Origin of the sequence: Brevibacterium litoralis (assembly GCF_040212315.1) — a bacterium.
Taxonomy (GTDB): Bacteria; Actinomycetota; Actinomycetes; order Actinomycetales; family Brevibacteriaceae; genus Brevibacterium; species Brevibacterium litoralis.
In genome coordinates this window covers 52241-77876 of record NZ_JBDIUY010000018.1, presented here as the reverse complement: position 1 = coordinate 77876, position 25636 = coordinate 52241, and the positions used below count along the sequence as shown (strand labels likewise).

At 71.6% G+C, this 25636-nt stretch carries 20 protein-coding genes; 9 read left to right on the top strand and 11 right to left on the bottom strand.

Translation table 11 applies throughout. The annotated features are described in order from the left end of the window. Window positions 1-71: 71 nt before the first annotated feature. The gene (locus AAD496_RS06095; RefSeq protein ID WP_349827806.1) at window positions 72-1322 is read right to left on the bottom strand and encodes an alpha/beta fold hydrolase; all 1251 of its coding nucleotides are present in this window, start codon (window positions 1320-1322) and stop codon (window positions 72-74) included. Window positions 1323-1341: 19 nt separating this feature from the next. Further along, window positions 1342-2796, bottom strand: a complete 1455-nt coding sequence (locus AAD496_RS06090) for a PHA/PHB synthase family protein (RefSeq protein ID WP_349827768.1) — start codon at window positions 2794-2796, stop codon at window positions 1342-1344. Between the two features lie 209 nt (window positions 2797-3005). Between AAD496_RS06090 and AAD496_RS06085 the strand changes: the two genes are divergently transcribed. Continuing rightward, window positions 3006-3449: a helix-turn-helix domain-containing protein gene (locus tag AAD496_RS06085; RefSeq protein WP_349827767.1), complete on the top strand. Its 444-nt coding sequence runs from the start codon at window positions 3006-3008 to the stop codon at window positions 3447-3449. A 76-nt stretch (window positions 3450-3525) separates the two neighbouring features. On the opposite strand, the gene AAD496_RS06080 is transcribed toward AAD496_RS06085, so the two are convergent. Beyond that, window positions 3526-4533: an AEC family transporter gene (locus AAD496_RS06080; RefSeq protein ID WP_349827766.1), complete on the bottom strand. Its 1008-nt coding sequence runs from the start codon at window positions 4531-4533 to the stop codon at window positions 3526-3528. A gap of 171 nt (window positions 4534-4704) precedes the next feature. On the opposite strand from AAD496_RS06080, the gene AAD496_RS06075 reads away from it, so the two are divergent. Continuing rightward, window positions 4705-5151: an Hsp20/alpha crystallin family protein gene (locus AAD496_RS06075; RefSeq protein WP_349827765.1), complete on the top strand. Its 447-nt coding sequence runs from the start codon at window positions 4705-4707 to the stop codon at window positions 5149-5151. Between the two features lie 63 nt (window positions 5152-5214). On the opposite strand, the gene AAD496_RS06070 is transcribed toward AAD496_RS06075, so the two are convergent. The 3 genes from AAD496_RS06070 to AAD496_RS06060 all read right to left on the bottom strand — a co-directional run bounded on the left by AAD496_RS06070 (window position 5215) and on the right by AAD496_RS06060 (window position 8380). Further along, entirely contained in the window at window positions 5215-6018 is an 804-nt protein-coding gene (locus tag AAD496_RS06070; protein WP_349827764.1) for a class I SAM-dependent methyltransferase, read from the bottom strand. Then, entirely contained in the window at window positions 6015-7148 is a 1134-nt protein-coding gene (locus AAD496_RS06065; RefSeq protein WP_349827763.1) for an Ldh family oxidoreductase, read from the bottom strand. The genes AAD496_RS06070 and AAD496_RS06065 overlap by 4 nt, the downstream gene beginning before the upstream one ends. An 86-nt stretch (window positions 7149-7234) precedes the next feature. Next, the gene (locus tag AAD496_RS06060; protein WP_349827762.1) at window positions 7235-8380 is read right to left on the bottom strand and encodes an endonuclease/exonuclease/phosphatase family protein; all 1146 of its coding nucleotides are present in this window, start codon (window positions 8378-8380) and stop codon (window positions 7235-7237) included. Between the two features lie 18 nt (window positions 8381-8398). On the opposite strand from AAD496_RS06060, the gene AAD496_RS06055 reads away from it, so the two are divergent. After that, window positions 8399-9685 (top strand): aspartate aminotransferase type Ic, encoded by a 1287-nt coding sequence (locus AAD496_RS06055; protein WP_349827761.1) that lies wholly within the window; start codon window positions 8399-8401, stop codon window positions 9683-9685. A 148-nt stretch (window positions 9686-9833) separates the two neighbouring features. Here AAD496_RS06055 and AAD496_RS06050 read toward each other — a convergent pair whose 3' ends face one another. The 3 genes from AAD496_RS06050 to AAD496_RS06040 all read right to left on the bottom strand — a co-directional run bounded on the left by AAD496_RS06050 (window position 9834) and on the right by AAD496_RS06040 (window position 14679). Continuing rightward, window positions 9834-10688 carry a 3-hydroxybutyryl-CoA dehydrogenase gene (locus AAD496_RS06050; protein ID WP_349827760.1) on the bottom strand — a complete coding sequence of 285 codons (855 nt, stop codon included), beginning with the start codon at window positions 10686-10688 and terminating at the stop codon, window positions 9834-9836. Window positions 10689-10773: 85 nt separating this feature from the next. Then, the gene (gene def, locus AAD496_RS06045; protein ID WP_349827759.1) at window positions 10774-11268 is read right to left on the bottom strand and encodes a peptide deformylase; all 495 of its coding nucleotides are present in this window, start codon (window positions 11266-11268) and stop codon (window positions 10774-10776) included. Window positions 11269-11277: 9 nt separating this feature from the next. Beyond that, window positions 11278-14679: a pyruvate carboxylase gene (locus tag AAD496_RS06040; protein WP_349827758.1), complete on the bottom strand. Its 3402-nt coding sequence runs from the start codon at window positions 14677-14679 to the stop codon at window positions 11278-11280. Between the two features lie 198 nt (window positions 14680-14877). On the opposite strand from AAD496_RS06040, the gene AAD496_RS06035 reads away from it, so the two are divergent. The 3 genes from AAD496_RS06035 to AAD496_RS06025 are packed head-to-tail and all read left to right on the top strand — an operon-like array spanning window position 14878 to window position 20494. Beyond that, the gene (locus AAD496_RS06035; protein WP_349827757.1) at window positions 14878-16050 is read left to right on the top strand and encodes an exonuclease SbcCD subunit D; all 1173 of its coding nucleotides are present in this window, start codon (window positions 14878-14880) and stop codon (window positions 16048-16050) included. Next, the gene (locus AAD496_RS06030; protein WP_349827756.1) at window positions 16047-19127 is read left to right on the top strand and encodes an AAA family ATPase; all 3081 of its coding nucleotides are present in this window, start codon (window positions 16047-16049) and stop codon (window positions 19125-19127) included. Before AAD496_RS06035 ends, AAD496_RS06030 begins: the two co-directional genes overlap by 4 nt. A gap of 59 nt (window positions 19128-19186) precedes the next feature. After that, window positions 19187-20494 carry a ParA family protein gene (locus tag AAD496_RS06025; protein ID WP_349827755.1) on the top strand — a complete coding sequence of 436 codons (1308 nt, stop codon included), beginning with the start codon at window positions 19187-19189 and terminating at the stop codon, window positions 20492-20494. 204 nt (window positions 20495-20698) lie between these two features. Here AAD496_RS06025 and AAD496_RS06020 read toward each other — a convergent pair whose 3' ends face one another. Next, window positions 20699-21289 carry a MerR family transcriptional regulator gene (locus tag AAD496_RS06020; protein WP_349827754.1) on the bottom strand — a complete coding sequence of 197 codons (591 nt, stop codon included), beginning with the start codon at window positions 21287-21289 and terminating at the stop codon, window positions 20699-20701. A gap of 349 nt (window positions 21290-21638) precedes the next feature. Then, on the bottom strand, window positions 21639-22343 hold the full coding sequence (locus AAD496_RS06015; RefSeq protein WP_349827753.1) for a lysophospholipid acyltransferase family protein: 705 nt from the start codon (window positions 22341-22343) through the stop codon (window positions 21639-21641). Window positions 22344-22418: 75 nt separating this feature from the next. Between AAD496_RS06015 and AAD496_RS06010 the strand changes: the two genes are divergently transcribed. From AAD496_RS06010 to AAD496_RS06000, 3 genes are read left to right on the top strand one after another with little or no spacing between them, the layout of a single operon-like run. Next, entirely contained in the window at window positions 22419-23321 is a 903-nt protein-coding gene (locus AAD496_RS06010) for an alpha/beta hydrolase (RefSeq protein WP_349827752.1), read from the top strand. Then, window positions 23318-23761 (top strand): hypothetical protein, encoded by a 444-nt coding sequence (locus tag AAD496_RS06005; RefSeq protein ID WP_349827751.1) that lies wholly within the window; start codon window positions 23318-23320, stop codon window positions 23759-23761. Before AAD496_RS06010 ends, AAD496_RS06005 begins: the two co-directional genes overlap by 4 nt. 58 nt (window positions 23762-23819) lie before the next feature. Continuing rightward, on the top strand, window positions 23820-25565 hold the full coding sequence (locus tag AAD496_RS06000; RefSeq protein ID WP_349827750.1) for a DEDD exonuclease domain-containing protein: 1746 nt from the start codon (window positions 23820-23822) through the stop codon (window positions 25563-25565). Window positions 25566-25636: the final 71 nt, after the last annotated feature.

The following is a 25636-nucleotide window of genomic DNA, read 5'->3' as shown; positions in this document are numbered from 1 at the left end:
GTACGGATCTACGCGGCGGGCCCTCCGCGTGTTAGCAACGTTAGCAGAGAGCTGCTAACACGCGCAAGGGGTCACTTCCCCTCGGTCTCCGCAGGCTTCGCCGGAGCCTTCTGCGCGGGCTTGTTCGCCGCTGCCGCCGTGGAGTCCGTCTCCGTCTTCTTCGCCGCCGGCTTCCGCGTCGTCGAGGACTTCGCGGTCGAGGTCTTCGACGCCGAGGCGCGCGCCGTGCCCGTCTTCGCCGCCGTGGTCTTCTTGGCGGTGGCACCGGTCGTCCGCGCGGTCCGCGTCCGGGTCGTCTTCGCAGGAGCCGCCTCCGCGGAGGTGCTTGTGGTAGCAGCCGACTTCGCGGTCGTCGCCGGGGCAGCGGGCACCTCGGGAGCGGCCTTCTCCTCGAACAGGGTCTCCGGCGCCTCGGCGGACTTCGCCTCAGCGGCCCGCGCCGCGGTCGACTCGGCGATGTCGCCGAAGACCGGGCCCCAGTGCTCCTGGAGGGAGCTGCGGCCCATGAACAGGCCCAGGTGGCCGGCCTCGAAGAGGCGGGCGTGGACGTCCTCGCGCGGGGTCGAGGCGTGGTCGGCGAGCGCCCACACCTGCTCCGGCGGGGTGATGTGGTCACGGGTGCCGGCGAGCAGGTAGAGCGGCGCGGTGATCTTCCCGAGGTCGACGGTCTCGCCACCGACCTGCAGGGTGCCGGCCACCACCTCGTTGTCGACGAACAGGTGCTCGACGGTCCACAGGTAGAAGTCGCCGGGCATGTCCTGGGTCGTCTCGAACCAGGACACGAAGTCGGTGTAGCGCTCGACGTAGGCCTCGTCACCGATGTTGGCCCACAGTTCCGCCAGGCGGGTCAGCTCGCCGGCCGGCTCCATGAGCTTGAAGCCGTCGAGCTGGTTCTGTCCGCGGTGGACGCCGCGGCCGGCCTTCACGAGGGACCGGTAGACGACCATCGGGTCGTCGACGGACTTCCGGAAGGCGGTCATCCAGTCGACGATCGCACCGTGTCCGGCATGGAAGTCGATGGGGGCGGCACCGATGGACAGCGTCGCGACGTTCTCCGGGCGCAGGGCCGCGTAGATCGTCGCGAGCCATCCGCCCTGGCAGTCACCGACGAGGTTGACCGGTCCGCCGACCTCCTGCACGACCTCGTCGAGCACGGCCACGTAGTCCTCGATCGTCGTGTGCTCGGTGATCTCGGAGGCCGCCACCCATTCGAGGACGTACATCCGGTCGAGACCGGCCGCCGTACCCGTACGGACCTGCGACTGTGTCGCGGTGTAGTCGACGATCGTCGAGGGGTGACCGGCCTGCGGCGGCAGGATCACCGTCGGGTGCGTGGCGGTGTCACCGGTCGAGAAGTCGAGCAGGCGGGTGGACGGCCAGCTCTTCACGACGCGGTGCTCGGTCGACCAGGTGGTCTCCGGGCGGGCCCCGGCGACGTCCCAGAAGCGGACGGCGTCCTCCCAGACCTGCCACGGGTTGTGGGCGTGCTGGAGAGCGCGGGTGCCGTAGGACGCCCAGCCGGCGGCCCGGGACATAGCGGAACACCAGGTCACGCGGCCGCAGGAGGTCGAAGGCGGTGGCCATGTCCTTGGCCGGGAGCACTCCCCCGGAGGCCTCCATCCGGACCTTGAGACGGTCGAGGGTCTCGTCGTCGACCATCATCCCCAACTGGCCCGGCTCCGAGTAGTCGAGCAGGGTGTTGAGTGTCGTGAGCGTGACCAGGCGGGTGTCCTTCCGGGCCGCCAGGTGGGCCGCGGCCATCGAGGCCATGGCGCCGCCCAGGCACAGGCCCAACAGGTCGATCTTCTTGGCCCCGGCGATCTCCGCGACCACCTCGAAGGCGGTGAGGACGCCCTGCTCCAGGTAGTCGGCCATCGTGAGCGACTGCATCGAGGCGTCCGGGTCGCGGTAGCTGATCATGAAGACGGTCCGCCCGTGGTCGACGGCCCACTGCACGAGGCTGCGGTCCGGGGCGAGGTCCATGACGTAGAACTTGTTGATCCACGGCGGGCTGCACAGGATCGGTACGGCCCGGACCTTCTCCGTCCGCGGGCTGTACTGGATGAGCTCGATGAGGTCGTTGCGGAAGACCACGTGCCCCTCGGTCGCGGCCATGTTCTCCCCGAGGGTGAACGGCGTGTCGTCGACCTGGGCGGGCATGCCGCCGCGTGCGGCCAGGTCCTCGACCAGGTGGGCCGCACCCTTGACGAGCGAGGTCCCGCCGGTCTGGAAGGCCCGGGTGAGCGCCTCGGGGTTCGTCGCCGCGTAGTTCGTGGGTGCGGCGGCCTCGGTGACGAGTTCGGCCAGGAAGGCCGCCTTCTGGTCGGCCAGGTCCCCACCACCCTCATGGCGTCCCGTCTCCAGGACGTCGGCGACGAACCGGCAGCCGAGCAGGTACTGCTGACGCAGCGCGTAGAAGGCGGGGTTCGTGGTCCACGCAGGGTCGGAGAAGCGGCGGTCGCGGGAGTCCGGGGAGATCTCCTCCTCGGTCTCGACACCGGCGGCCCGTGCGATCGCCCCGGTCGCCGCCTGCGCCGTCCCGAGGCCCAGGCGGGTCGCCGCCGAGAGCAGCCCGAACGGGTGGGTGGCCGCCCGACCGAGCACCGTCGCGGTCGCGGGCCCCAGACCCAGCGGGTCGACCTGCGCCATGACCTGGGCGGGAACCGCCTGACCGAAGGCCGACGTCATCGCCTCCAGGGGGTCGGGGAGGTCGGTCCCGGGCGTGCCCGCGTCACCTGCGGACTTCTCGGGTCGGGGTCCGTCGGATCCGGCCGGTCCGGACTGTGGCGTGTTCATGCTGTCCTCCACTCGTGGGCGGTCCGTGCACTCCCGCGTCGGCCGCGACCGGACGCGGATGGCCTCGGTACGGACCCTAGTGGAGACGACGGCCCTCGGGGAGACCTGTGTCACATGCAGGGCCTTGATCGGGCACGGTCCGGGGTCCCGACCGCCCCTGCCAGGACACCCCGACGGGCACGCGACCGCGCGCCGATAGACTGGTCGGCATGTCGAACGTCCCGTCCCTCGGTGCCCTCATCCGCCAGCAACGTGAGGTCGCGGCCCTCACCATGCGGCAACTGGCCACCATGTCCGGGATCTCCGGCCCCTACCTCTCGCAGATCGAGAACGGCCTGCGCCGTCCGAGCGAGCAGGTGCTCCGCAACCTCGCGACCACCCTCGGCCTGGAGCCGGAGGACCTCCTGGGCCGCGATACCGCGGACATCCACGCCGCCGCCCGTGAGGCGACGATCACCGCCATCCGCCACGACCCCAACCTCTCCCCCGCCCAGCAGGCCTCGCTCCTCGAGGTCTACCGCGCGATGGCCGGGGAATCCGCCGCTGGGGAATCCGCCGCCGAGGCACCCTCGCCTGCGGACACCACCACCGGTGACACCACCTCCGGTGGCACCGACGCCGAGGCGCCCTCCCCGGACGACGACGGGCGCTGATCACCCGGAGAACCACCCCTCGGACGCGCATCCGCTCCGACGAGCCGAGGCGACGGGCGAGTACGCAGGAGCACCCTCACCCGATCCCGAGAACCCCGGTCCCGAGCAGGAGGACGACGGGGAGCACCAGCAGCCCGACGACCGTCTGGGCGGCGATGATCGCGGCCATGAGCGGTGCGTTCCCACCCAGCTGACGGCTCATCACATAGGCACTGCTCGCCGTCGAGATCGACTGGAAGACGAGACCGACGACCGCGGCGTCGCCGGTCACGCCGAGGAGCAGGAACGACACGACGGTGAGCGCCGGGAGCAGGAGCATCTTCACGAGGGACCCGACCAGGAGCCCCACCGCGTGCAGACGGAGCGAGAAGGGTCGCAGACCCGCTCCGACACACATGAGCCCGATCGGCAGGGCGGCCGCAGCGAGGCCCTCGAAGACCGTGAGGACCGGGCCCCCGAGGCCCCAGGGACTCACCGACACGCCCGCCCCGAGCAGACAGGCGAGGACGAGCGGGTTGAGGATCACCGTGCGGGCCAGTCCCAGCCAGGAGTGCTTGTCGACGAGCAGGAGTTCGAACCCGAGAGTCGAGAGGACATTCACGAGCGGCACGAGCACCGCGCCGACGATCGCGGCGAGCGCACCGCCGGTCCCCGGGACGAGTCCGACCGCCAGGGACACACCCAGGTACGTGTTGAACCGGATGGCGCCCTGGAGCACCGAGGTGAAGGACGCGGCGTCCGGGGTGATGACCCGCCGCAATCCGAAGAGCAGCCCCGTGACGACGAGGGTGGGCAGCACCAGGGCGAGCGCATAGCGGCCGAGTGGGATGGTGCCGAGGTCGACCGCGGCGATGTTCGAGAACAGGAGGGCCGGGAGGAGGACGAAGTACGCGAGCTTCTCCGCCCCGGCCCAGAAGGCATCGGGATAGGCTCCCGTTCCCGAAGCATCGGTCCCCGCCGGTTCCCCGGCGCCGCGGTCGGACCGCAGCCGGGCGACGAACAGGTGGGTGTTGCGCAACGCGAACCCGAGGGCCATGTAGGCGACGACGGGGACGAGGACGAGCGCGATCTCACCGATTCCCATCGCGTGTCCGCCTCCTCCTCACACTGGCGTTCCTGATCACACGGTCGTTCCTGATCACACGGTCGTTCCTGACACCGTCGTTCCCGTCGCACAGGTCGTCGCACAGGTCCGTGGGTCCGTCCGCTCCCCCACCTGTTCCCTTCCTACCACCGGTGGAGGACACTGGAGGGTATGACACGAGCGAACGGGCCTCTCACCTCCCTCTTCACCTCCACCGTCGGGTCGATCGGACAGGCCGGCGTCCGTGCGGTCGAGAGCGTCGTCGAGGAGGTGCGCGCCCCCACGGACCGCCGCGCGGTGCCCATGGACCTCATGCGGACCCCGGAGGCCTGGATCGCCCGATTCGACGTGCCGGGAGTGGGCGCGGACGACATCGACGTCGACGTCCGGGACGGCCGGGTCACGGTCCGCGTCCGACGGGTCGACGACCTGGCCCCGGAGGAACACGACGAAGTCGTCACCCGCGAACGCCCTGTCGGGGAATTCGTCCGGGAACTGGCCATCGGTCCCCGGATCGACACGACCGCGGTCCGCGCCGATCACACCGACGGGGTCCTCACGCTCACGATCCCGTTCTCCTCCGACGCCCGCGCCCGCAAGGTCCCCGTCGAGTCCTGATACCTCGAATCCGACGCCGCCCGTCCCCCGGCAGCCCACCGCGGTGCCCGATGCCGCCCGCGCTCACACCTTCGTCGTCGTGTAGCGCAGACACAGGTAGGGCAGGTCGAGCACCGTCTCCGGGTGGTGGCCCAGGTGCTCCTCCAGGTACCAGCGCAGGTTGTCCGCGACCTTCTGCCGGGTCGCCTCCCCGGAGCGCAACCAGTAGGACCGGGTCGCCGCGAGGTCGACGAGGTCGGCCGTCGTCATCGGCTGGGTGAAGGCCGTCGTCGCCGCCTCGACGGCGCTGAACCCCTCGCCCACCTCCGGACGCCAGGCGGGCCGGTAGACGTCCCCGGCGTGCATGATCCGGCTCAGCCGGTGCACCCAAGGTTCCCGTACGTCGAGCTGGTTCACGAGGATCGCCAGCCGTCCGCCGGGCACGAGCACCCGGTGAACCTCCCGGCAGGTCGCAGCGGGCTCCATCCAGTGCCAGGCCTGCGCGATCGTCACGAGGTCGACCGAGGCGTCCGGCAGAGGGATCTCCTCCCCCGTCCCGACGTGCACCTCGGCGGCAGGGTTGCGCTGCAGGGCCGCCGCGTCCGGATCGACGGCCACGACCGTGCCGGCCCCGTGCTCACCCCACATCCCGTGCTCACCCCGTCCCTCCGGCGCACGCCGTCTCTCCAGCGCGCTCACGAGGTGCCCGCTGAGTTTCCCCGTCCCAGCCCCGAGGTCGAGGACCCGGGGAGCCTCCGGCAGGCCGTCCAGGAGCGCCTCGACGGCCGTGTCCGGGTACCCGGGGCGCACCCGGTCGTACCGGTCGGCCTCCTGCCCGAAGGCACGCCCGTGGACGCGGGCCTTCTCCGGGGTGATCCGTGGCCTCATGCCCCGCCCGCGGGACCGGACGGCTCCCGGAGCACCTCGGGAGCGGAGAAGTCCGTGCAGAGGGCACGGATCTGGCCGACGAGGGAGTCCGACAGCGGGATGCCCTCGACCCGGCGCCGGGCCCGTTCGGCGTGCTCGGGGTCGCCGGCGACCTGCACGGGCCGGTCCGGGTCGACCGGGTCCATGCCGCGCAGGGTGTCCCGCAGTTCCTTGGCGTAGGCCGGGGTGACGCCGCCGGGGTTGACGATCTCCGGGTCGATGGCGAGGAAGAAGTAGCCGATCGACTGGTAGCCCTCGGTGTCACCGGGTTGGTCGGCCCCGGCGAGCCCCGCCCCGAGCAGTTGGACCATCGTCGCGAGCGCGTACCCCTTGTGGCCGCCCCCGAGAACCCCGGCCCCACCGAGGGGCAGGAGGCCGTGGGACCCGTCGTGGGCCGTGAGCCCGGCCATCGCCGCCGCCGCGTCGTGGACCGGCGTGCCGGTGTCGTCGAGCACCCAGTCGGCCGGGAGCGGCGCGTCCTTGAGGTCGTAGACCTTCACCTTGTTGAGCGGGACGACCGAGGTCGACATGTCGACGACCACCGGTTCCTCCCCTGCGACGGGGCAGGCGAAGGCGATGGGGTTCGTGCCCATGAGGGGGGCCCTGGCCCCCGTCGGGGTCTGGAGCGCGTACTTGGTCGAGCACACCGACAGCCCGACGAGTCCCTGCTCCGCGGCCATCCGGGCGTAGTACCCGGCCGCCCCGTAGTGGTTGGTCCGGGTGACGTTCGCCGTCCCCACGCCGAAGGTCCGCGCCTTCGCGATCGCCTCCGTCATCGCCAGGTGCCCGGCCGGGTGGCCGAACCCGCGCTCCCCGTCGACGAGGACGACGGCACCCGTGTCGCGTACGACCCGGGGATCGGCCGCCGCGTCCAACTGCCCGTCACGGATCGCCTGGGCGTAGTGCGGGAGCATCGAGATGCCGTGGGAGTCGATACCGGACAGGTCCGTGTCGTACATGACGTCGGTGGCGATGGAGACGGTGGTCGGCGAGGCACCGAAGGCCTCCATGAGCACGCGGATCTGGTCACGGACGGAGGCCTCCTCGTACCGGGGCAGACCCGTCGAGGGGGCGGAGGTCGAAGCAGTCATGGGTTCATCACATCACCCCGGGGCCCGCCGGGGAAGACCCACCCTGTCGTCGGAACACCGTGTCGTCGGAGCACCGAGGTGATCTCTCACCCCACCGACGGATCGGACTTCAGGGCAAGATCGAAGCGCAGTGCCCGGTGGTCGGAGCCCGGGACGTCGAGCACCGCTGCCGAACGGGTCGTGTAGGCGTCCGGATCGACGAGCAGGTGGTCGATCCGCGCACCCGTCCACCCCGGAAGGTCCGCCGGCCACGTCCCGTACGCGAGCATCGGCACACCCCCGCCGTCCCGGCCCGTACCGACCCGGTCCGTGCCGTCGCCGCCGACCCGCGCGGCCGCGTTCACGCAGTCCGTGGCCTCCGTGAGCGAGCGATGGTCGACCGTCGCGTTGAAGTCCCCGAGGACGAGTGACCCGGTGCCCGCCCGGCACAGACCGGCGTTCTCGCCGACCGTCCGGGCCCACTCCGTCTGGACGAGGGACCGTTGGACGGGGGCGTGGGTGTGCACCGTGACGACCGGTCCCAGCCGGGTGTGCGCACCGGCCGCGGAGAACGGCAGGGTCGCAGGGTCCATCCCGACCGGCTCCAGGTGGTCGGCGACCAGGAGGACCGAGGCCGAGGTCGACGCCACCCCGTCCGCCCCGACCGGATCCGAGGTGAAGACGTGCCAGTCGCCCGCAGCGGCCCTGCCCGTGGCGACGAGATCGGCGAGCACGTCCCGTGCCACGGATTCGTCCGCCTCCTGCAGACCGACGACATCGGCACCGGCCCGCAGCTCGGCGGCGAGGAAGTCCCGATAGGCGTCCGACCGGTAGTACACGTTCGCCGTGACGACCCGCAGGGTCTCCCCGACCGCAGGGGCAGGAGGACGGGAGGGCGCCTCGGCGGCGAATCCCCGGCCCACCTGCCCGGCGAGCACCGCGAGGCACAGGAGGAGTGCGGTGAGCCCGCCGGCGGACAGGAGGACGGCGGCGGAGCGACGCCCACGGCGGAGCAGGAGAACGACGAGGAGCAGAGCGAGCAGCGCGAGGGCCCCGACCCCACCGGCTGTGGCCGTGCGCAGGGCCGTGAGGTGCACGAACCCCGAGACCGTGGGGAACAGACCGAGGACCGAGCCGAACGCGAGGAGCCCGACCAGACCGCCGAGCGCCACCCCGAGCAGGACCCGGCGGGCGAGCCGACGGGCACGTGGGCAGGAGACGACGGGGGTGGGGTCGGCGGCGGGAAGGGTCACGGTCCTAGGATATTCACCATGACGATTCCCCTTGCGTCCCTGTCGCGGACGGACCTCGAGGCAGAACTCGACCGCGCCCATGCCGCCTACCAGGACTTCGCGTCCCGCGGCCTCGCACTCGACATCACCCGGGGCAAGCCCGGGACCGACCAGCTCGACCTCTCCGCCGACCTGCTCACGGCCGTGACCGGTGACTCCTACACCTCCCCGGCCGGGACCGACACCCGCAACTACGGCGGCCTCGACGGGCTGCCGGAACTCCGTGAGATGTTCGGGGAACTGCTCAAGGTCCCGGCGGGCAACCTGCTCGCGCAGGGCAACAGTTCGCTCGTGCTCATGGGGCAGGCGCTCACCTTCGCGCTGCTGCACGGGACGACGAACGAGGGATCGACCCCCTGGGTCACTGGTCCCCGGCGTATCCTGTGCCCGGTTCCCGGCTACGACCGTCACTTCACGCTCGCCGAATCGCTCGGTTTCGAACTCGTCTCCGTCCCGATGGACGCCGAGGGGCCCGTCCTCTCCGAGGTCGCCCGCCTGGCCGGGTCCGACCCGTCCGTCAAGGGCATGTGGGTCGTCCCCATGTACTCGAACCCCACCGGCGTGACGATCTCCGAGGCCCGCGCCCGGGAGCTCCTGGCCCTGGAGACCGCAGCACCGGACTTCCGTCTCCTGTGGGACAACGCCTACGGCCTCCACCACCTCCGCGAGCCGCAGGCCGAGCTTCTCGACGTGCTCGCGCTCGCCGCCGAGGTGGGCCACCCGGAACGTGTGTGGACCTTCGCGTCGACCTCGAAGATCACCCATGCCGGGGCCGGGGTCGGGTTCTTCGGGGCGAACGACATGGAGGTCGACTGGTTCCGCGCCCACCTGGGACCCACCGCCATCGGCCCGGACAAGGTCAACCAGCTGCGCCACCTGCGCTTCTTCGGTGACGCTGCCGGTGTCCGCGCCCACATGGAGCGTCACGCCGCGCTCATCGGGCCCAAGTTCGACGCCGTCGAGGAGATCCTCGGCACGCAGCTGTCGGGCACCGGCGTGGCCGAGTGGACCTCGCCGAAGGGTGGCTACTTCATCACGCTCGCCGTGTTGCCGGGGATCGCCTCCCGGGTCGTCAAGCTCGCGGCCGAGGCGGGCGTCAAGCTCACCCCTGCCGGCGCCACGCACCCCTACGGTGTCGACCCCGACGACGCGATCATCCGCATCGCGCCGACGATGCCGGGCCTGGCCGACGTCCGCACCGCGACCGAGGGCCTGGCCGCCTGCGTCCGGTTGGCCGCCTGCGAGAAGCTCCTCGCCGAGGGCTGACCCAGCCCCCGGACGATCCCGGCCCGCTGAATCCTTTCGGCCCCCTGAGATGCGCATCTCAGGGGGCCGGAAGGACTCAACGGGCCGGGATCGTTGAGCGGCGTCGAGCTCCAGCGGTGGGGTGCCGGGGCTTAAGGCGGCGTCGGATTCAGTAGGTGTAGAACCCGCGGCCGGTCTTGCGGCCGAGCAGGCCGGCGTCGACCATGCGGCTGAGCAGCAGCGGCGGCTTGTGCGCCGGATCACCGGTCTCGGAGTACATCGACTCCCCGATCGCCAGGCAGGTGTCGAGGCCGACGGTGTCGGTCAGGGCGAAGGGACCCATGGGGTGGGCGCAGCCGTTGACCATACCGGCGTCGATGTCCTCCTTCGAGGCGTGGCCGTCCTCGAGCATGCGGATCGCCGAGAACAGGTAGGGCACCAGCAGTGCGTTGACGATGAAGCCGGGACGGTCGTCCGAGCGGATCGGCTTCTTGCCGAGCGCCTCGGAGGCGAAGGCCTCGATCTCGTCGACGACGGCCGGATCCGTGATGACCGACGGCACGACCTCGACGAGCGACTGGACGGGCGCCGGGTTGAAGAAGTGCAGACCCAGCACGCGCTCGGCGCGACGGGTGGCCTGGGCGAACCGGATGATCGGCATCGACGAGGTGTTCGAGGCGAGGATCGCGTCCGGGTCCGTCACGTACTCGTCGAGCTCGGCGAAGATCGCCTTCTTGATGTCCTCGTTCTCGCTCGCCGCCTCGATGACGAGCTGCCGGTCGGCCATGTCCTTCAGCTCGGTCGTGAAGGTGAGCCTGCCGAGTGCGGCCTCCTTGTCCTCGGCCGAGAGCTTGCCGCGGGACGCACCCTTCTCCAGGGACTTCGTCACGCGGGTCCGTCCGGCTTCCAGGGCCGTCTCCGAGATCTCCCGGACGACGACGTCGAGGCCCGACCGGGCGAGGACCTCTGCGATCCCGGCGCCCATGATCCCGGCGCCGACGACGCCGACTCGTGCAATGCTCATGTGTTCCCCTTTCGGGAGGTCAGGTGTGGGTCTGACGTGCCCGCGGTCCGCGGGCTTTCCTGTGTCCAATCGTACCGGTAACTTCTCAGAACCAGTCCGAGCGTCTCACGGCGCGCAGTGCGGTCCGCCGCGTGTCCGGGCGCAGGCGGTCGAGGTACAACAGCCCGTCGAGGTGATCGGTCTCGTGTTGGAGCATACGGGCCATGAGTCCCTCGCCGGAGATCTCCACGGGTTCGTTGTCGACGTCCACGCCGTGCACCGTGGCCCGTGACCACCGCGGAGTGGGGAAGGACAGGCCGGGCACCGACAGGCACCCCTCCGGTCCGTCCTCGATCAGTTCCCCACCGGTGGCCACCAGCTCGGGGTTGACCACGTACCCGGTCTCCCCGTCGATGTGCCAGGCGAAGACCCGCTTGGTCGAACCGATCTGGGTGGCCGCGACCCCCGCGCGCCCGTCCATGTCCGTCGTCTCCAACAGATCCTCGACGAGCACGCGGAGGGCCCGGTCGAAGACCGTGACCGGATCGGTCACGGTCTTCAACACGGGATCACCGAAGAGACGGATGTCCCTGACGGTCACGGTTCCCGCTCACTCCTCGACGACGACCACGAGGTCGCCGCCCTCGAGCTGCTGGACCGGGCCGATCGCCAGGCGCGAGACGGTTCCCGCGACCGGCGCCGTGATCGAGGCCTCCATCTTCATCGCCTCGATCGTCGCGACGGTCTGGCCGACCTCCACCCGGTCACCGACGGCCACCTGGAGGGTGACGACACCGGCGAAGGGGCTCGGGACGTGACCGGGCTGCGCGGTGTCGGCGCGCTCGGCGGTCGCGACGTCGACCTCGATCGACCGGTCGCGGACCGAGAGCGGACGCAGCTGGCCGTTGAGCGTGCACATGACCGAACGCATACCACGCTCGTCCGGCGCTCCGACGGCCTGGACACCGACGATGAGGGTCTTGCCCTTGTCGATGCTCACCCCGTGCTCCTCACCCTCGGTGAGGCCGTACAGGTAGTCCTGCGTCTCGAGGACGGACAGGTCGCCGTAGGCCTCGCGGACGCGCTGGAACTCCTTCGTGGGGGCCGGGAACAGCAGCCGGTTGAGGGTCTCCTGACGGGTGCGGCCCGGTGCGTCGAGCAGGGCGGAGTCGCTCGCGGCGAGGTCCTCGACGGCCGGCTTGGCGTGACGTCCGGCCAGGGCCTTCGTGCGGAAGGGCTCCGGCCAGCCACCGGGCGGATCACCGAGGTCACCGGAGAGGAACCCGATGACGGAGTCCGGGATGTCGAAGCTCTGCGGGTTCTCGGCGAACTCGGCCGGGTCGGCCCCGACGGCGACGAGATGGAGGGCCAGGTCGCCGACGACCTTCGAGGAGGGGGTGACCTTCACGAGGTGACCGAGGATGCGGTCGGCCGCCTCGTACATCTTCTCGATCTCCTCGAACTTCTCCCCGAGGCCCAGGGCCACGGCCTGCTGGCGCAGGTTGGAGAGCTGTCCGCCGGGGATCTCGTGGCGGTAGACACGACCGGTCGGGCCGGGCAGACCCGACTCGAAGGGTGCGTAGACGTTGCGCACGGCCTCCCAGTAGGGCTCCATGTCCTGGACGTTCGCCAGGGACAGTCCGGTGTCCCGGTCGGTGTGTTCGAGGGCGGCGACGAGGGCCGAGAGCGAGGGCTGGCTCGTGGTGCCGGCCATCGAGGCCGAGGCGGCGTCGACCGCATCGGCACCCGCGGCCGAGGCGGCGAGCAGGGTGGCGAGCTGGCCACCGGCGGTGTCGTGTGTGTGCACGTGGACCGGGAGGTCGAACTCCTTCCGCAGGGCCGTCACGAGAGTCGTCGCGGCGGCCGGGCGCAGGAGGCCGGCCATGTCCTTGACGGCGAGCACGTGGGCGCCGGCCTGCACGATCTTCTCGGCGAGGCCGAGGTAGTAGTCGAGCGTGTAGAGGGGTTCCGCCGGGTCCGAGAGGTCGGAGGTGTAGCACAGGGCGACCTCCGCGACCGTCGAACCGGTGGCGCGGACCGCCTCGATCGCCGGACGCACCTGCTCGACGTCGTTGAGGGCGTCGAAGATGCGGAAGACGTCGACTCCGGTGGCGGCGGCCTCCTCGACGAAGGCGGAGGTCACCTTCGTCGGGTAGGGGGTGTAGCCGACGGTGTTCCGGCCGCGCAGCAGCATCTGGATCGCCTGGTTGGGCATCGCCTCACGCAGGGCGGCCAGCCGCTCCCAGGGGTCCTCCCCGAGGAAGCGCAGCGCGACGTCGTAGGTGGCGCCGCCCCAGGCCTCGACGCTCAGGAGTTCCGGCGTGAGCCGGGCGACGTGCGGGGCGATGGCCAGCAGGTCCTTGGTGCGGACCCGGGTGGCGAGCAGGGACTGGTGCGCGTCACGGAAGGTCGTGTCCGTCACCGCGAGCGAGGCCCGCTCGCGCAGCGCGCGGGCCCAGCCCTCGGGGCCGGTTTCCTGGAGCTGCTGCCGGGAACCGGCGGGCGCCTCGGCGGCGGTGTCGGTGGCCGGCAGCTTGGTGCGCGGGCGCAGGGACACCGGCGACTCGCCGTGGGGCTTGTTGACGGTGACGTCGGCCAGGTACTCCAGGAGCTTGGAACCGCGGTCGGCGCCGACCTTGGCCTCGAGCAGGTGCGGGCGCTCCTCGATGAACTTCGTCGAGATGTCCCCGGCGACGAAGGAGGGGTCCTCCAGGACGGCGCGGAGGAAGCCGATGTTCGTCGAGACACCGCGGATGCGGAACTCGGCGAGGGCACGCGAGGCACGGGCGACGGCCTGGCCGAAGTCACGGCCGCGGGTCGTGCACTTCACGAGCATGGAGTCGAAGTGGGCGGAGACCTCCGCGCCCGCGTAGACCGTGCCGCCGTCCAGACGCACACCCGCGCCACCGGCGGACCGGTAGGCGGTGATGACGCCGGTGTCGGGACGGAAGGAATTGCCCGGGTCCTCGGTCGTGATGCGGCACTGGAGTGCCGCACCCTTGATGTGGAGGGACTCCTGGGTGAACCCGAGCTCAGCCAGGCTCGCCCCACCGGCGATCCGCATCTGGGACTGGACGAGGTCGACGTCCGTCACCTCCTCGGTGACGGTGTGCTCGACCTGGATCCGCGGGTTCATCTCGATGAAGGCGTGCTTGCCGGCCCGCGGCCCCTCGGTCTCCAGGAGGAACTCGACGGTGCCGGCGTTCTGATAACCGATCGCGCGAGCGAACTTCAGGGCGTCTTCCCGGAGTGCCTGGGCGACCTCGGGCTCCAGGTGCGGGGCCGGTGCGATCTCGACGACCTTCTGGTGACGCCGCTGGATCGAGCAGTCGCGCTCGAAGAGGTGGACGGCGTTCGCGTCGTTGTCCGCGAGGACCTGGACCTCGATGTGGCGGGGGCGCTGCACCGCCTGCTCGATGAAGACCGTCGGATCGCCGAAGGCACCCTCGGCCTCCCGCATGGCGGCCTTGAGGGCGTCGACGAGCGCGTCCTGCGTGTCGACCCGGCGCATGCCGCGGCCGCCACCACCGGCGACGGCCTTGACGAAGAGGGGGTACTCGATGCCCTCGGCGTCGGCCAGCAGCTGGTCGATGTCCGCCGAGGCGCGGGTCGAGGACAGGGTGGGCACCCCGGCCCGACGTGCGGACTCGAGGGCCTGGACCTTGTTGCCGGCCATCTCGAGGACGTCGGCGGCCGGACCGATGAAGGTGATTCCGTTTTCCGCGCAGGCGCGGGCGAGATCGGGGTTCTCCGAGAGGAAGCCGTAGCCGGGGTACACGGCGTCGGCGCCGGACTCCTTGGCCACACGGATGATCTCCTCGACGTCGAGGTAGGCGCGGACCGGGTGGCCCTTCTCGCCGATCAGGTAGGCCTCGTCGGCCTTGAGTCGGTGTTCGGAGTTGCGGTCCTCGTACGGGAAGACCGCGACGGTGCGGGCGCCCAGTTCGAATGCCGCTCGGAATGCACGGACCGCGATCTCTCCGCGGTTCGCCACGAGAACTTTCGAGAACATCTGTGTAGCTCGCTTATCTCTCGGTACCGGACGGGCCGGTAAGGGGTTCCGTTGACACGGGCCACTCTAGCGAGGGGTCCGACACACATGCGCACGGGGGTCGGCGGCGCCACCGGAGGAGGGCGGGCCGGGCGCAGTCGCACGCTCTCCGGCCCAGACGTGAGAAGTGTGTCCGAGCCCCCGGCTAGGGTGCGACACATGCGAGTGCTGCACACCTCCGATTGGCACCTGGGCCGGACCTTCCACCGGGTCGACATCGCCCACGCCCACGCCGCCTTCCTCGACCACCTGCTGCGGATCGTCGACGACCACGCGGTCGACGCCGTCGCGATCGCCGGTGACCTCTACGACCGGGCGGTCCCCGGTCCGGGGTCCCTCGCCCAGTTCGACGACGTGGCCGCCGGACTCGTCTCCCGTGGTGTGCCCGTGATCGTCTCCAGCGGCAACCACGACTCCTTCCGGCGCCTGGGGCACGGCGGACGGATGCTCGACGCGGCCGGCCTCCACGTCCGCACCCGCCTGCGGGACATCGTCCGTCCGGTCGTCCTCGACGACGGGCGTCTCACGGTGTACGCACTGCCCTACCTGGAACCCGGGCTCGTCCACCACCGCTGGGGTGTCGCCCGGACCCACACGGCCGTCCTCTCACACGCCATGGACCTCGTGCGCGCCCACCACGCCGCCCACCACCCGCAGGCGGCCCTGCTCGTGCTCTCGCACTCCTTCGTCCAGGGTTCCGGGGAACCGGCCACCTCGGAGTCCGAGCGGGACCTCGACATCGGCGGCCTCGGGGTCGCCCCGGCCGGTGTGTTCGACGGCGCCGACTACGTGGCGCTGGGACACCTGCACCGCCCACAGCGGGTGACGGACACGGTCCGGTACTCCGGCTCCCCCGTCGCCTTCTCCTTCTCCGAGGCCCGGTCCGCCAAGTCCCTGCTCCTCGTCGACCTCGGTACACACGGTGAGGAGGTCGCGGTCACCCCCGTCCCGCTCGACCCCTACCTGCCGGTGGCCACCGTCACCGGAACGCTCGACGAGGTCGTGACACGGGCTCCGGAGTACCGGGACCACCTCGTCGAGGTCGTCCTCACCGACACCGACCGGCCGCCGCGGACCCGGGAACGCCTGTTCGCCGCCTACGGTCGCCCCTACGAGGACGACGGCGGTCCCACGGGCATCGTCAAGTACGGGTGGGCACACGCGACCCCGGCGGCCCCGGCCGAGACCCGGGACGCCCGGACACTCGCCCGCCGCACCGAGACGGAGGTCTTCTCCGACTTCCTCGTCGAGGTCCTCGGCACCGGCCCCACCCCCGGCCAACGGGACCGCTTCGACTCCGCACTCGCACTCGCCCGCCAGGAGGACGCATGAGATTCCACCGCCTGGAGATCTCCGCCTTCGGCCCCTTCGCCGGGACGGAGACGATCGACTTCGACCGCCTCACCGGGGACGGCCTGTTCCTCGTGTCCGGACCCACCGGCGCGGGCAAGACCTCGGTCTTCGACGCCCTGTGCTTCGGCCTGTTCGGGCGGGTGCCCGGCGCCCGCAACGACGCCGCCCAGTTCCGCAGCCAGTTCGCACCGGACGACCTGCCCACCCGCGTCGTGCTCGACTTCTCCGCCGGCGGACGGACCTTCCGGGTCGAGCGCACCCCGGCCTACGACCGGGTGAAGAAGCGCGGCGGCAAGGACGGTGCCACGACCCGGCAGCGTCCCACCGCACTCCTGGAGGAATGGGTCGACGGGGAGCGGAAGGCACTCGCCCGCACGATGAAGGAGGCCGCTCCCCTCATCGAGGACGTCCTCCACGTGAACGCGGAACAGTTCTCCCGGATCGTCATGCTCCCCCAGGGCGAGTTCGCCCGGTTCCTGCGTGCGGACCCCCAGGAGCGCGAACCCCTGTTGCGGCAGTTGTTCGGTACCGGCATCTACCAGGCCGTCACCCGTGTCCTGGAGGACCGGGCAGCCGCCGCCCGGTCGCGCCTGACCGAGGAGTCCAGCCGCCGCCGCGGTCTCATGGAACAGGCCGCCGCCGCGCACTCCCCCACGCTCCCGGTCCCACCCGCCCCGGACCCCACGGAGTCCGACCTCCTGTCGGTCCTCGTCCCGGCCACCGCCCTGTACCGCGAGCAGCAGGAGGTCGCCGGTGTCGTCGCCGCACTCGCGCAGAGTCGTGCCGCCGCGGCGACCGACGCCCGGACACACGCCGAAAGGCGCCTGGACGACCGGCGCGTCCTGGAGGACCTCTCCCGCCTGGATACCACCCACGCCGAGGCGGTCCCCGCCGTCGAGAAGGCCCGTGCGGTCCTCGACGCGGTCGGACGCTCCCGGTCGGTCGTCCCGGCCCTCACCGAGCACGAGCGGTCCACCGCCGCGCTCGCGCGCGCCGAGGAGGACGAACGGACCGCACGGCAGGCGCTCGACGCGGCCCGCGGGCGCCTCGGTGTCGGGACCGCGGACGGCGAAGTGACCGGAGACGGGACTGCCGGCGGAGTGGACCCGGCCACCCTCGCTCCGGCCGCCCGGGAGCTCTCCGGTGCCGCCGAGGGGTACCGGCAGTTCCTCGCGGCCCGGGCGGACCTGACGGACGACACCACGGAGGCGCAGGCACATCACACGGCGGCCGAGGAGGCCGTCGTGCAGGCGCAGGCCCGTGTCACCGACCTCGGGGGCCGGATCGGTAAGGCCCGGGAGTCCACCGTCGACCCCCAGGCCCTCCGCACCCGGATCGAGACGCACGAGGAGGAACTCACAGCCCTCGACGCCTCGGCCGCGCTCCTCGACCGGGTCGCCACGGCCCGCGCCGCGACCGAGCGGACCCGGACGGCCGTCGAGAGCGCCCGGGACCGGGCCCGGGAGGCCCGGGAGAGCCACGCGCGCCTGGTCGACCGGCGCCTGGCCGGGATCGCCGGGGAGCTGGCCGCGGACCTGGAGGCCGGTGCACCCTGTCCCGTGTGCGGGGGGACCGAGCACCCGGCCCCGGCCGTCCTCGACGCCGACCACGTGACCCGGGAGGACGTCGCGAGCGCCCAGGAGACCGCCGAGGCCGCGGCGGCCGCCCTGCACGCCGCCACCGAGGAGCACGCCACCGCCGAGCACCACCTCGCCGGACTCCGCGGCGCCCTGGGCGACACGACCGAGGAATCGGTCGCCACCGAACGCGCCCGCCTGCGCACCACGCTCACCGATCTGCAGGACCGGTTCACCGCTGCGCAAAAGGCCGAACGCGCACTCGCCCGCCTGGAGGCGGACCTGGAGTCCGCCCGGACCGCGCTGGACACCGCGCACCAGGAGGTGGCCGCCGCCCGCGGCACCCGGGACACCCTGCGCGAACGCCTGGAGGCGCTCGCCCCGGACGCCGCCCACACCCGGACGTTCGTGCGGTGGGGCCTTCCTGCTCCGGAGACCCCGGAGGCGGCGACGGGGACGGCCCGTGCCGCCGCGGATCTCGAGACCGCCGCCCGTGACCGGGAGACCGCGCGGACGGCGGTCCGCACCGCCCGCACCGCGGCGGCGGAGCGGGAGGCCGCACTCACCACAGCACTTCAGGCGCACGGGTTCGGGTCCGTGTCGGAGGTCCGTGACCTCGCGGGCCGGGACACCACGGCCGAATCACAGCTCGTCGCCGGACACGAGGAACGCCGGATCGCCCTCGACCAACGTCGGGCGGACGACCGCCTTTCCCGGGCCCGGACCGACGAGGCGGACACCGCCGACCTGGAGGACGCCCTGGCCCGGGCATCCGAGGCCGCCACGACCGCGCATGCCCGGGCCGCCGCGGCCCGCGACGCACTGGCCGTCGCCACGGACCGCACGGCGACCGCCCACGCGGTGGTCGAGCGGACCCGCGATCGGGCCCGGGCGGAGGCGGCGGAGGTCGAGGACCTCGTCGAGACCGTCCGGCTCGCCGCGATCGTGCGGGCCACGAGTCCGGAGAACACCCGCGCCCTCACCTTGGAGTCCTATGCCCTCGTCGACCTGTTCGCCCGCGTCGCCGAGGCGGCCACGGAACGACTGTTGCGGATGAGTGCGGGCCGGTACCGGCTCGTCCATTCCCTCGAGACGGCCCGGAAGGAGAAGCGTGCGGGCCTGGGGCTGCGGGTCTTCGACGACCACACCCAGGAGACCCGCGACACACGGTCCCTCTCCGGCGGGGAGACCTTCCTCGCCTCGCTCGCGCTCGCCCTCGGCCTGGCGGACACCGTGCAGGCGGCGGCCGGCGGGATCCAGTTGGACTCGCTGTTCATCGACGAGGGGTTCGGGTCGCTCGACCCGGCCACGCTCGACGAGGTCCTCGGTGTCCTCGAGGAGCTGCGCAGTGGGGGCCGCACGGTGGGGATCATCTCCCACGTGACGGAGATGAAGGAGCGCCTGGACACCGGGATCGAGGTCCTCCCGGGCCCGTCCGGGTCGACCGTCCGCGTCTCGATCGCGGGCGCCGGGGAGTGACCGACATCCCCGCCCGTCGGTCGAACGGACTCCCGGCCACTTCGGCTACCGTAGGGGGCGTGTTCGTCCTCAGCATCTCGAGTCTCAAGGGCGGGGTCGGGAAGACCTCCGTCGCCCTCGGCCTCGCCTCCGCCGCATACACCCGGGGCATCCCGACCCTCGTCGTCGACATGGACCCCCAGGCCGACGCCTCGACGGGCCTGGGCATCCCGGTCACGACCGAGGTCGACGTGGCGGACGTGCTGGCCGCACCGCGCTCCCGCGTGCTCGAACGGGCCATCGTGCCCAGCAGCTGGTCGGAGGGCAAAGTCGGCCACATCGACGTCGTCCCCGGTTCCCCGCGCGCCGCGGAGTTCGACCGTCCCTCGCTGTCGGACCGGTACCTACGCCGCATGCGCGAGGCCCTGGAGAAGATCGGGACCGGCTACCGGCTCGTCATCATCGACTGCCCGCCCTCGCTCAACGGCCTCACCCGTGCCGCGTGGACGGCCAGCGACCAGGTGGCCGTCGTCACCGAGCCGGGCCTGTTCTCCGTCGCCGCCGCCGACCGGGCGCTGCGCGCCGCCGAGGAGCTGCACCGCCGCAACGACGTGAGCCTCACGCCCCTGGGTGTCGTGGTCAACCGCGTCCGCCCCGGGTCCCTGGAACACGGCTACCGCATCAACGAACTCAAGGAGATGTTCGGTCCGCTCGTCGTCGACCCACCGGTCCCCGAGCGCACCGTCCTCCAGCAGGCACAGGGCTCCGCCCGTCCGATCCACCAGTGGCCCGGGTCCGCCGCCGCGGAGCTCGCCACCGCATTCGACGGGATCCTCGAACGCGTCCTCCGTGCCGAGTCCGCCCGCCCCGGCGCCTCCACGGACGAAGCCGGCGAGGAGGATTCCGCCGCGAAGACCGCCGACACCGGCACGACGAACAGCGCCGCCGAGGAGCCCTCCCCCGGGGCCACCACGACGTCCACCCCAACCTCCACGGCTCCGAAGTCCGGTGCCGGGAAGCCCGGTGGGGAGAAGTCGGGTGCGGTCAAGCCGGGCGCGGATACGCCGGCTGCCGGGAAACCGGGTGTCCCGAAGACCGCCGAGGGTTCGACCACCGCGCCCGACGGAAAGTCTGCTGCCGGATCCGTCCCGTCCTCGCGCCTCACGGATCCTCCCCCGACCGTGCCGCTCACCGTCGTCAAGGACACGGTCACGGACAGTGGGAAGGCGACCACCCAGGCACCGGCAGGTCCGGCGAAAGCGCAGGGCACCTCGGCGGCGGGATCCGCGAAGACGGGGAACCGGAAGACCGGCGCTGCGAAGGCAGACACGTCGAAGACAGGGACCGGGAAGTCCGGATCGGCGAATAAGCCCGGTTCGGGGGCCTGACCCCGTTACCCAGCCCGGATCGAGGCGACACGAATGGTCGGATCCGAGACCTGAATCCAACCCTTCGTGCCTTCTCGAACTGCCGCACGCCGCGGCCGGCTCCACACACGAATTCGGCCCCCGATGTCCACGTGGACATCGGGGGCCGAATGCTTCCCTCAGGTGATGTGAGCCGGTGGGACACGCGGTCCCACCGGCCCGGCCTCAACCGGCCTGCTTGCGGGCGCGGAGGGCGGAGAGTTCGTCGGGGACGGCCGGAGCCGCGGGCTCGGCCGGACGCTCGGGGCGTTCGCTCGGGAGCTCGGAGAGCGTGCCCTCGACCTCACGCCACACGCGGCCCACGGCGATCCCGAAGACACCCTGACCACCCTGGACGAGGTCGATGACCTGATCGGCGGAGGTGCACTCGAAGACGGAGGAACCGTCGCTCATGAGCGTGATCTGCGAGAGGTCCTCGACGCCCCGCTCCCGCAGGTGGCCGACGGCCACGCGGATCTGGTTGAGCGCCACGCCGGTGTCGAGCAGACGCTTGACGATCTTGAGGACGAGGATGTCGCGGAAGCTGTAGAGCCTCTGGGTGCCGGATCCGCCGGCATTGCGGATCGACGGCACGACGAGGTCCGTCCGTGCCCAGTAGTCGAGCTGACGGTAGGTGATCCCGATGACCCGGCAGACCGTGGGTCCGCGGTAGCCGGCCTCGTCGTCGAGTTCCGGCAGGTCGTCGTCGAACAGGAGACCCTGCGCCGCGCGTGGCAGCGAAGGCTCCTGCACCTGGTCCTCGTGTGAGCGGTTCACACCGACTCCTCCTTTACACCCCTGGGGGAAGCAGGGTCGTGGTGGTCCGTGTCCGTGACCGACATGGTCGCGTGGACTCCACGGTGATTCTACCGCGTGACCACGCCTCTGGGGCAGACCCCACCGGTCTCCCGCGAGGGGCGACACCGTGGACGGCCGGTTGCCGGACGAGCGGACGTCACCCCGACCCGGGGGAACGTACAGGACGAATCTATCGGCAGGCGGGCTCCCGGCCCGGAAGGTCGGCGGTAACGATTCGGCGTGTCGCCGTTATCGACCTTTTCGAACAGGCTGTGCCTAACGCCGCCCAAGCCCCGGCACCCCACCACTTCTGAAGTCCGACGCCGGATCAGGAGTCCTTCTCGGCCTTCTTCTTCTCGGCGAGCAGGCGGGTCTTCACGGTGGAGGCGTAGGAGTCCTCGTACTTCTGGCCCGAGAGGCGCAGGATCTCGTACATGATCTCGTCGGTGATCGACCGGAGCAGGAAGCGGTCCTCGGGGACGTCGGCGTACTTGGAGAAGTCCAGGGGCTTGCCGAACACGATGCCCACGCGTCCCAGCTTGGGCAGTGTCGCACCCTCCGGCTGGATCCTGTCCGTGCCGATGAGTGCGACGGGGACGACGGGCGCACCCGAGCGGATGACCATCCGCGCGACGCCGGTGCGGCCCCGGTAGAGCTTGCCGTCAGGGCTGCGGGTGCCCTCGGGGTAGATGCCCAGGAGGGAACCGGACCGCAGGACCTCGAGGCCGGCGGTGAGCGAGGCGTCCGAGCCGGACCCGCCGCCCCGGTCCATCGGCAGCTGGTTGGTGAGCTTGAAGAACCACCGGGTCAGCATGCCCTTGACCCCGCGGCCGGTGAAGTAGTCCTTCTTCGCCAGGTAGGCGACGGGACGGGGCGCGACGACGGGCACGAGGATCGAGTCGATGAACGACAGGTGGTTCCCGGCGATGATGGCGGGGCCGGTCTCCGGAATGTTCTCCAGCCCCCGGACCCAGGGTCGGAACAGCACCCGTAGGATCGGTGCCACGACGACCTTGAGCATCCAGTAGAACACGTGTTCCCTTCCTGTTCTCCCACGTGGGCCATCCGAGATTACTATACGGTCGTACCGACGAGGAGAAGGAGCCTCATGACGGACACCACCTCCGCACCCACCGTCGACCCCGTCGACCCCGCTGACGTCCACCGCCCTGTGCACGTCCGGGTCGAGGGCGCCGGTGTGGCGGTCCTCCTGCTCCACGGCATCACCGGCTCCCCCGTCGTCTGGCGGGCCATCGCCCGCGAACTCTCCGGGACCCCGGCGGGCTCGGGCGTCTCGTGGTCCGCTCCCCTGCTCCCCGGCCACGGCACGCACTGGCGTGACCTCAACCGGCGGACCTACGCGGACTGGTACGCGGCGGCCCACACGGAGCTTGAGTCCCTCGCCGCCTCCCACGACCGTGTCGTCGTCGCAGGCCTGTCCATGGGCGGCGCGCTCGCGCTCGACCTCGCCGCCCGCACCGACCTCGTGTCCTCGGTCGTCCTCGTGAATCCGGCCGTCCACGTCGACGACCCGCTCGCCTTCGCCCTGCCGCTCCTGTCCCGCCTGGTGCCCTCGGTCCCGGCGATCGGCGGGGACATCGCCCGTCCCGGCGCCCTGGAGTACGCCTACGACCGCACACCCGTTGCCGCCGTCGCCTCGCTCGCCGCCGGACAACGCATCCTGCGCCGCCACCTGTGGCGGGTCACCGCTCCCGTGTCGCTGTGCCTGTCGACGACCGACCACGTCGTCGCGCCCCGGTCCGCCCGGCGCATCGCCGCCTCCGTCGGCGGCCCCTTCGAGGTCGTCCCCCTGCGCCGCAGTCTCCACGTGGCGACCGTCGACCACGACGACCACCTCGTCGCCGAGGTGCTCCGTCGTCATCTCCTCGCCGCGGCGACCGGGGCGGCTCCCGCCTTGCCGACGGTGCCCGCCGCCCTCCGCGTCCGTACCCACCGCCGGACGTCCGCCCGCCCCATGGACCCCGACCCCGCGAACGAGGTGCCCACATGACTGATCCGTCCGACCGCTCCCCCGAGGACGGGCAGGAGGACGGTCCGTCCGGGTCACCCGATGCCGAGCGGGCACCGGCGGAGGACCGGGTGTCCGACGAGGACTGGCGCGCCGTCGTCGAGGGCCTGGCCCGTCCCACCGGGTTCGTCCCCGAGATGTCCCGGGACGAGATCCGCGAAGCGCTCGAGGACGAGGAGGAATGGACTCCCCCACCGGCGCCGCGGGTCGGTTGGCGGACGGCGGCACCGGTGGTCGTCCTCGGGTGGCTCATGAGCCTCGGCGGCGTGGCGTTCCTGCTCCTCGGGGCGATCTTCTTCCGGCCGCTGCCCGGGTGGCTGGTGCTCCTGCTCGTCGTCATCGTCCTCCTCGGTGCGACGATCCTCTTCCTGCGACTGCCCAAGGACCGTCCTTCCGACCCGGGTTCCGGCGCACAGGTCTAGGCGGCCGGGAGCCACAGGCCCGGCGAACCGTGTCCGTCGGCGGTGCGATCATGGGGTCATGTCCACGTCCCGCCCCTTCGACCGGGCACCGAGTGCCCGGTCCGGCCAGCTCACCCTCGCCGATCTCGGCACGCCGCTGAACGAGGTCACCTTCGTCGTCGTCGACCTGGAGACGACCGGCACCCGCGGCGACACGAGCGAGATCACCGAGATCGGGGCCGTCCGCTCCCGGGGCGGCGAGGTGACCGGAGAGTTCTCGACGCTCGTGAAGCCCCGCGAACAGCAGGTCAGTCCCTTCGTCGAACGCCTCACGGGGATCACGAACGCCATGCTCGTCGACGCCCCGGACCTCGCGGCCGTCCTTCCGTCCTTCTTGGAGTTCGCCCACGGCGCGGTGCTCGTCGCCCACAACGCTCCCTTCGACATCGGATTCCTCCGCCGGGCCTGCGCCGACCTCGACCACCCCTGGCCCGATCCCACGGTCGTCGACACCGTCCGACTGGGCCGCATGCTCCTGCCCCGTCCCGAGGTCCGGGACCACAAGCTCGGCACGCTCGCCCGCTACGTCGGCACGAGCGTCGAGCCCGATCACCGGGCACTGTCCGACGCCCGCGCCACTCTCCAGGTCCTCGACCACTTCCTCGGCCTCCTGGGCGGTTACGGCGTCGAGACCCTGCAGGAGCTCACTTCGCTCCGACAGAAGGGCTGGGAGGTCCGCCGTACGCGTATGCCCCTGGCTCGGGACGTCCCCCACGGGCCGGGCGTCTACACATTCCTCGACGCGGCGTCGCGGGTGCTCTACATCGGGTCCGCCCAGGACATGCGGACCCGGGTCCGCCAGTACTTCAACGCCGGGGAGACACGTGGACGGATGGCCGACATGCTCGTCGCCGCCACCGGAGTCCGCACGATCCCGTGCGACACGGTGGTGGAGGCCCGCGTCCGGGAGGTGCGCCTCATCGCCGAGCAGGATCCCCCGTACAACCGCCGGTCCCGTCGGCCCGAATCCCGTCTGCACTGGCTCCGGCTCACCACCGGGGACTTCGGCCGACTGTCCGTCACCCGCACCCGACCGGAGACCACCGCCACGCCGGTGCTCGGCCCTTTCCCTTCCCGGAAACGGGCGGAGACCGCCAAGCGGCTGCTCGAGGATCTCCTGCCGCTCAAGACCTGCACCCGGCGCCCGGGTGCCGCGGACTTCACCCCGTGTCCGGCCGGGGAGATGGGCCGGTGCGCGGGTCCTTGCGCCGGGGATCCGGATCCGGGGTCCTACCGGGCCGGCCTGGGAGTGCTCGACGAGCTGTCCACCGGGCGTCCGGAGGCGCTCGTCGAGGCCGCTCGCGCGCGAATGACCGACCTCACGCTGCAGGAACGGTTCGAGACGGCGGCAGTCCTCCGCGACGACCTCGTCGATCTCCTCCGTATGGGAACCCGGTGGGAACGCCGGGACGGTCTCCGTGCGCTCGCCGAGGTCCAGGCCGCGGCACCCCGGCCCCAGGGCGGTTGGGACGTCGCCGTGCTGCGGTACGGGCGACTGGTCGGAACCGCCGCCGTCCCCGCCGGTGCCAATCCGTACCGGGCCCTCGACTCCCTCGTCCTCACGGCCGAGTCCGTCGATGGACCCACCGGCACTCTCGACGAGGAGACCGACCTCGTCCACGCCTGGCTGACCGATGGCACGACCCGCCTCGTGCGGATCCCGGATGCACCCACTGAGGGCGACACCCCGACGGTCCCCGGGCTGGTACGGGCACGGGACGGGTTCGAGGCACACCTCGCACACCTCCTGCCGACCCCGGCCTGAAGCACCGACGCAGAACGCCTCGGGGGCGGACGGATCAGATGATCCGTCCGCCCCCGAGGCGTGTGTCGAAA

Coding starts and splice junctions, on each gene's coding strand:
- AAD496_RS06080 (WP_349827766.1), bottom strand. CDS start 4,533: ATGGGAATCGGTGAGATCGCGCTCGTCCTCGTCCCCGTCGTCGCCTAC.
- AAD496_RS06075 (WP_349827765.1), top strand. CDS start 4,705: ATGACACGAGCGAACGGGCCTCTCACCTCCCTCTTCACCTCCACCGTC.
- AAD496_RS06040 (WP_349827758.1), bottom strand. CDS start 14,679: ATGTTCTCGAAAGTTCTCGTGGCGAACCGCGGAGAGATCGCGGTCCGT.
- AAD496_RS06050 (WP_349827760.1), bottom strand. CDS start 10,688: ATGAGCATTGCACGAGTCGGCGTCGTCGGCGCCGGGATCATGGGCGCC.
- AAD496_RS06055 (WP_349827761.1), top strand. CDS start 8,399: ATGACGATTCCCCTTGCGTCCCTGTCGCGGACGGACCTCGAGGCAGAA.
- AAD496_RS06010 (WP_349827752.1), top strand. CDS start 22,419: ATGACGGACACCACCTCCGCACCCACCGTCGACCCCGTCGACCCCGCT.
- AAD496_RS06070 (WP_349827764.1), bottom strand. CDS start 6,018: ATGAGGCCACGGATCACCCCGGAGAAGGCCCGCGTCCACGGGCGTGCC.
- AAD496_RS06005 (WP_349827751.1), top strand. CDS start 23,318: ATGACTGATCCGTCCGACCGCTCCCCCGAGGACGGGCAGGAGGACGGT.
- AAD496_RS06000 (WP_349827750.1), top strand. CDS start 23,820: ATGTCCACGTCCCGCCCCTTCGACCGGGCACCGAGTGCCCGGTCCGGC.
- AAD496_RS06030 (WP_349827756.1), top strand. CDS start 16,047: ATGAGATTCCACCGCCTGGAGATCTCCGCCTTCGGCCCCTTCGCCGGG.
- AAD496_RS06035 (WP_349827757.1), top strand. CDS start 14,878: ATGCGAGTGCTGCACACCTCCGATTGGCACCTGGGCCGGACCTTCCAC.
- AAD496_RS06085 (WP_349827767.1), top strand. CDS start 3,006: ATGTCGAACGTCCCGTCCCTCGGTGCCCTCATCCGCCAGCAACGTGAG.
- AAD496_RS06065 (WP_349827763.1), bottom strand. CDS start 7,148: ATGACTGCTTCGACCTCCGCCCCCTCGACGGGTCTGCCCCGGTACGAG.
- AAD496_RS06090 (WP_349827768.1), bottom strand. CDS start 2,796: ATGAACACGCCACAGTCCGGACCGGCCGGATCCGACGGACCCCGACCC.